Below are 5,819 nucleotides of genomic sequence, written 5' to 3' on the forward strand. Positions count from 1 at the left end.
CCGCACGGGCTACCCCGCCGATATGCTCGGTTTGGACCAAGACATGGAAGCGGAACTAGGCATTGACTCCATCAAGCGCGTCGAAATTTTCGGAGCCTTACAAAAGAGCTTGCCGGAACCCTTCGCCAGTCAGGTACAGGAACAAATCGAGACCTTTACCCGCGTCAAGACCCTCAACGGCGTTGTGGAATCTTTGATTACTAATTTGAGTGCTGCACCACCGACACCAGCCCTGACTGCCGTGCCCGTGGAGGGCCGGAGCCTGGGGGAGTCTGAAGCGGTAACCGTGGAGGCTACTCCACGCTACCGCACCCTATCTCGTCGTGATGCCAACTTGAAGGGCACCCCCATTACCCCCAAGGGACTCTACTTAATCACCGCTGACCAACAGGCTGTCGCGCCCCTCGTGGCTCAAGCCCTCCAACAACAGGGGGCCATCCCGGTCATCTTGACGGAAGCGATCCTGGCGGACCCCGAACAGCTAATTCAACAGGTCCAGCAACTCAAGGCTCAGCATGGCTCCGTCAGTGGCATCGTCCACCTCGCACCCCTTGCGGCTCTGGAGATGCCCACTACGCTTGCCGACTGGCGAAGAGCGGCCCAGATCCAGTCCAAGAGCTTGTTCCAACTGGTACAACACTGTGTCACGGACCTGCGCCAAGCCGTAGAGAACCGTCAAGGTCAGGTGATTGCGGCCTCGTTATTGGGTGGTTACCTTGGTCGTGAACAGGAATGCGGACCGGGGTTACCCTTGGCGGGGAGTAATAGCGGCATCCTCAAAACCCTGCGCTTGGAATGGCCTGGGATGTCAGCGAAGACCCTGGACTTTGACCGTACTCTCACCCCCGAGCAGGTCAGCGGTTATCTGATGCAAGAACTGCTCTTGCTGGATGCTGGGCTAGACCCCAGCACGATGCGGACGGAGATCGGCTATCCCCAGGGTCAGCGCACCCTATTTGATCCGATTCCAGCAGATATTGTTACCACGGGTCCGGTTCAAATTACCCCGGCTGCTGATTGGGTGGTCTTGGTGACGGGCGGCGCACGGGGCATTACGGCGGAGATTGCCGCTGAGATTGCAGTTCCCGGTCTGACCCTTGTTCTCGCGGGACTCTCTCCTGAGCCTCCGGCAGAGGACCCCAGCACCGTCGGGATTGAGGATGTGGGTCAACTGCGGAAGATCTTCATGGACCAGTTCCGCGCCCAAGGGATTGGGCCCAAACCCGTCGAAATTAACCGCAAGGTCAGTAACTTGAGTCGTGACCGGGCGATTCGGCAAAACTTGGCTGGCTTCCGGCAAGCTGGGGCCAAGGTCGAGTACCACGGTGTCGATGTCCGTAATGAAGCCCAGTTTGGGGACTTCCTGGAGGGCATCTACCAGCGTCATGGTCGGCTCGATGCGGTAATCCACGGCGCGGGGATCATTGAGGACAAGCTCATCATTGACAAGACCGCTGCTACCTTTAATAAGGTGTTCGACACCAAGGTGGATAGTGCTTTTGTCCTGAGTCGTCATCTGCGTCCGGCAGGGCTTAAGTTCTTATTCCTCTTTGGGTCGGTGGCGGGGACCTTCGGGAATCCCGGTCAAGTGGATTACGCTGCTGCCAACGAGGTTGTTAACCGCTTGTCCTGGCAGTTGGATTACCTGTGGCCCGACACCCGTGTGGTCGTCGTGAACTGGGGTCCCTGGGATGTGACTGGGATGGCCTCCGATGCCGTCAACGAACAGTTCAAGGCACGCGGAGTAATTCCAATCCCGCCCCTGTCAGGCCGTCGTTTCTTCCGTGAAGATATCCGCTACGGGCACAAGGGCGATACCGAGCTTCTGGCGGGGACTTTTGCCGGGGCTAAAGAAGCCATCGCTGCCTATTACGCCCGCCTGGAAGCTGAGGCGAGGGGACCACATATCCTCCCACTACTCCCGGCCCAACCGGAGATCCAGCCCAACGGCACCGTCGCCCTCGAATGCACGATGACCGTGGGGCGGGAACGGTACTTGATGGACCACCGGATTGACGGCAACCCCATCCAACCTGCGGCTGGGGCGATGGAATGGATGGCAGAATTTGTCCAAGCGGCCTTTCCTGAGTGGACGGTGGCTGAAGTCCAGGAACTACGCGTCCTCAAGGGCATCACCGTAGACCCCACAGTGGGTAAAAAAGTCCGTTTCACCGCCCGTGCTGCTCAACACGCCAGTGCGGAATCTCTCGAAGTGGCGGTGGACATCCAAGATGCGGAGAAGAAAACTCCTCATTACCGGATGAACGTCATCCTCAAACCCCAACTACCCGCTGCGCCCCCGGTGGAAGTCACGCCCCTCGGCTCGGGTGAAGGGATGACCGCTGCTAAGGGCTACCGGGAGATTCTCTTCCATGGCAAGGTCTTCCAGTTGTTAACCCAGATTGACCGGATCAATGAGGACGGGGTGGATGCCCAAGCGGTTGCCAGTCGGCCCCAGGATTGGCTCGATCCCCAAATCTTTGTCGGGGGTGGGTCTGCTGATTGGTTACTGTACCCAGGCTTGGTGGATGCCTCGTTGCAAGCCTCGCTGTTGTGGCTGCGCTTCAAAGCTGATACCAGCGGTTTACCCACCCGGTTCGGGGCGATCGTCCGCTACGGGAGTCAACCGATTACCGGACCCTTGACCCTGGCTCTCCGAGTTAAGTTCTTCGATACGATGAGCTTCAAGTACGATGCGGTCTACGTAGACCAGCAGGGGTACTTGCGTCTGGCCCTCAACGATATCGAGGGGGGGTGTACCCGTGCCCTCAACCGTCTCAGTGGTCAAGCTACCACGTAAATGCTGCCGCCCCACTTCTCAGGAAGCCCATGACCACCACCGATATCGCCATCATCGGGATGTCCGCCCTCTTTCCCGGCGCACGGGACCTGAGGGCCTTTTGGCAGAACATCCTGGACAAAGCCGACCATGTGCAGGATGCCCCGGACGATTGGACCCGCAACTACCTGGACCCGTCCTCCACGGACCCCGAGCGGATTTATACCCGTAAGGTGGGTCTGTTAGGAGACCTGACGGAGTTCAATCCCCTGGAGTTTGGGGTGTTGCCGACCTCGGTGGATGCGGGGGAACCGGATCATTTCCTGGCTCTCAAGCTTGCCCGTGACGCGCTTAAGGATGCGGGTTATCTGGACCGTCCTTTTGTGGGTGAGAAGACGGGGATCATCCTGGGCCGGGGTTCTAATCCCAACCGGGGTTCGACCACCGCGCTTCAGTACGGGCTAGTGGCGGACCAGACCGTGGACTTGATCCGGCAATTGCTCCCGGAACTCGACGAGCCGACCCTACAAACTATCCGCAAAGACCTCAAAGCCCAACTTCCCCCGCTACCCCCGGAAGCCGCACCGGGTTTGGTCTCTAACGTGGCGAGTGGGCGGATTGCCAACCGCCTTAACTTGATGGGTCCCAACTACATGATTGACGCGGCCTGTTCCTCGTCCTTGATTGCCGTGGAGTTGGCGATTAAGGAATTGACGAGCGGACGTTCCGCGATGATGTTGGCGGGCGGGACCCAGAGTTCGATGCCGCCCCAGATTTATATGCTTTTTTGTCGGTTGGGGGCGTTGGCGCGTCAGGGGACGATCCGGCCTTTTGACAAGAATGCCATGGGGACCCTGCTGGGTGAAGGGGTCGGGTTTCTGGTTCTGAAACGCTTAGCCGATGCAATTCAGGACGGGGACCGGGTTTATGCGGTTCTCAAGGGCGTGGGAACTTCCAGTGACGGTAAGGCTCTCGGTTTACTCGCGCCCCGGTTTGAGGGGCAGGTCCTAGCTTTGGAACGAGCCTATGGGGAATCGGGCGTGGACCCCCGTACCGTGCAATTAGTCGAAGCCCACGGTACGGGTATTCCGGTCGGCGACCAGACAGAGATTCGTACGCTCAGACATATTTTTGGCGACCGCCAGAAGCCTCTGCCCCACTGTGCCCTGGGTTCCGTGAAGTCCATGATTGGGCACTGTATCCCGGCCTCTGGGGTAGCCAGCATCATCAAAATGTCCCTATCGCTTTACCATAAAGTCCTACCACCGACGCTCTGTGACGAGATTAACCCCAACCTCAAAATTGAGGAAACGCCTTTTTACATCAACACCGAGACCCGGCCCTGGATTCATGGCGGGAAGACTCCCCGCAGGGCGGCAGTGAATGCCTTTGGCTTTGGCGGGATCAATACCCACGCTGTCCTAGAAGAGTACACCGGACCCCAGCCCAGCCAACCCAAGCAACTTAACCAGCACTGGCCCTTTGAACTGTTGGTCTGTACGGGCGAGACCCGCGAGGGGTTGGTGGTGAATGTCCAGAAAGTCCTCAAGCGACTAGAGTTAGCCCCAGTATTGACCCTGGCGAACTTGGCTTACACGCTGGCCCTAGAAACCCCCGGTCCCCATCGGTTGGCGGTGGTTGCCAAGGATCTCCCTGACCTGCACAAGAAACTCACCCAGGCCATTGAAAAGTTAGCGGGTTCCGATCGTGCCAAGCTCCAAGGCCGGAATGGGGTCTATTACGAAGAAGTGGACCCCAATCAACCCGCGCCCAAGACAGCGTTTTTGTTTCCTGGTCAGGGCGGGCAGTACGTGAATATGCTGGCGGACCTGTGCATGTATTTCCCGGTGGCGCGGCAGTGGTTTGATTTCTTGGATGAGACCTTTGCCGAACGGGTCCAGTTGCCCAGCCACTATATTTTCCCGCCCCCGACAGTCCTCACCCCGGCGGAACGTCAACGAGCGGCGGATGAACTATTCTCGATGGACCTGTCCTCAGAATCGGTCTATACCGCCACCATGGCGATGTACGAACTACTCAAGGAATTCCAGGTCGTCAGCGATGTCATGGTCGGTCATAGTACGGGCGAGAACATGGTTCTAGAGGCCGCCGGGGTCTCTCATGTCCACACCTGGGAACGCCGCCGCGAGATCCTACGCGGGGTGAACCGGATCTACCTCGAACTCGAAGCCTCTGCCGATATCACCAAGGGCGCAAACCTCTCCGTGGGCGCGGTGGACCGGGACTTCCTCGACCAGATTTTGGTGGAATACACCGACCGGGTTTTCATGTCCGTGGACAACTGCCCCAATCAAGTCGTCCTCTACGGCAGCGAACTTGACATTGAGAGCATCGCGGCGCGGCTCAAGGTAGCGGGCGGGATCTGTGCCCGTCTACCCTTTGTCTATCCCTACCATACGCCGCTATTCGAGAAGGTCGCCGACATCCTGCACCGCTACTACAGCACCTTCACTGAGGGCGGCCCGCCCCATACCCCGGTCTACAGTTGCGCCACCGCCCAGTCCTATCCCCAGACCCGCGATGAAATTCTGGCGATTGCGGCGGGGCAATGGTCCTCACGGGTGCGCTTTAGGGAGACGATTGAGAACCTCTACGACCAAGAGAACATCCGCGTTTTCATTGAAGTCGGACCCAGTGGCAACTTGACGGCGTTCGTCAATGACATCCTCAAGGGCCGGGACTTCTTGGCTCTCGCCAGCAATAATCAGCGGCGCACGGGTCTGGAACATATTGAACACCTCTTGGCGCGGCTCTTTGTCAAAGGCATGACCGTGGACTTGGGGAACCTGTTTCGCCATCGGGAAGTGCAGTTGGTGGACCTAGAGCCCGTCGCCCCTACTAAACCCGCCCGGGCCATCCCGATCATTAACCTGTTATTACCCGAGATGAAGCTGGGTGAGGCTGTCGCTCAGCAGGTGCGCGATAAATTGCGTCCCGCTACCCCCACTGCCGTCAAGTCTGTCGCTTTACCCAGTTTCTTGACCGTAACTGCCGCCATTAGTACCCCGCCTCCCGAGAC

The 5,819-nt window shown here is 58.6% G+C and carries 2 protein-coding genes; both read left to right on the forward strand.

Annotation, left to right across the window (positions count from 1 at the left end; translation table 11 throughout):
- Positions 1 to 2,800: SDR family NAD(P)-dependent oxidoreductase (locus tag HFM78_RS01990; protein ID WP_287127739.1), on the forward strand; the 2,800-nt coding region annotated here is incomplete at its 5' end.
- Between the two features lie 29 nt (positions 2,801 to 2,829).
- Positions 2,830 to 5,819, forward strand: a 2,990-nt coding sequence (locus tag HFM78_RS01995; RefSeq protein ID WP_287127740.1) for a type I polyketide synthase, incomplete at its 3' end; no start/stop codon positions are given.

This window comes from Candidatus Cyanaurora vandensis, from assembly GCF_013285555.1.
GTDB lineage: Bacteria > Cyanobacteriota > Cyanobacteriia > Gloeobacterales > Anthocerotibacteraceae > Cyanaurora > Cyanaurora vandensis.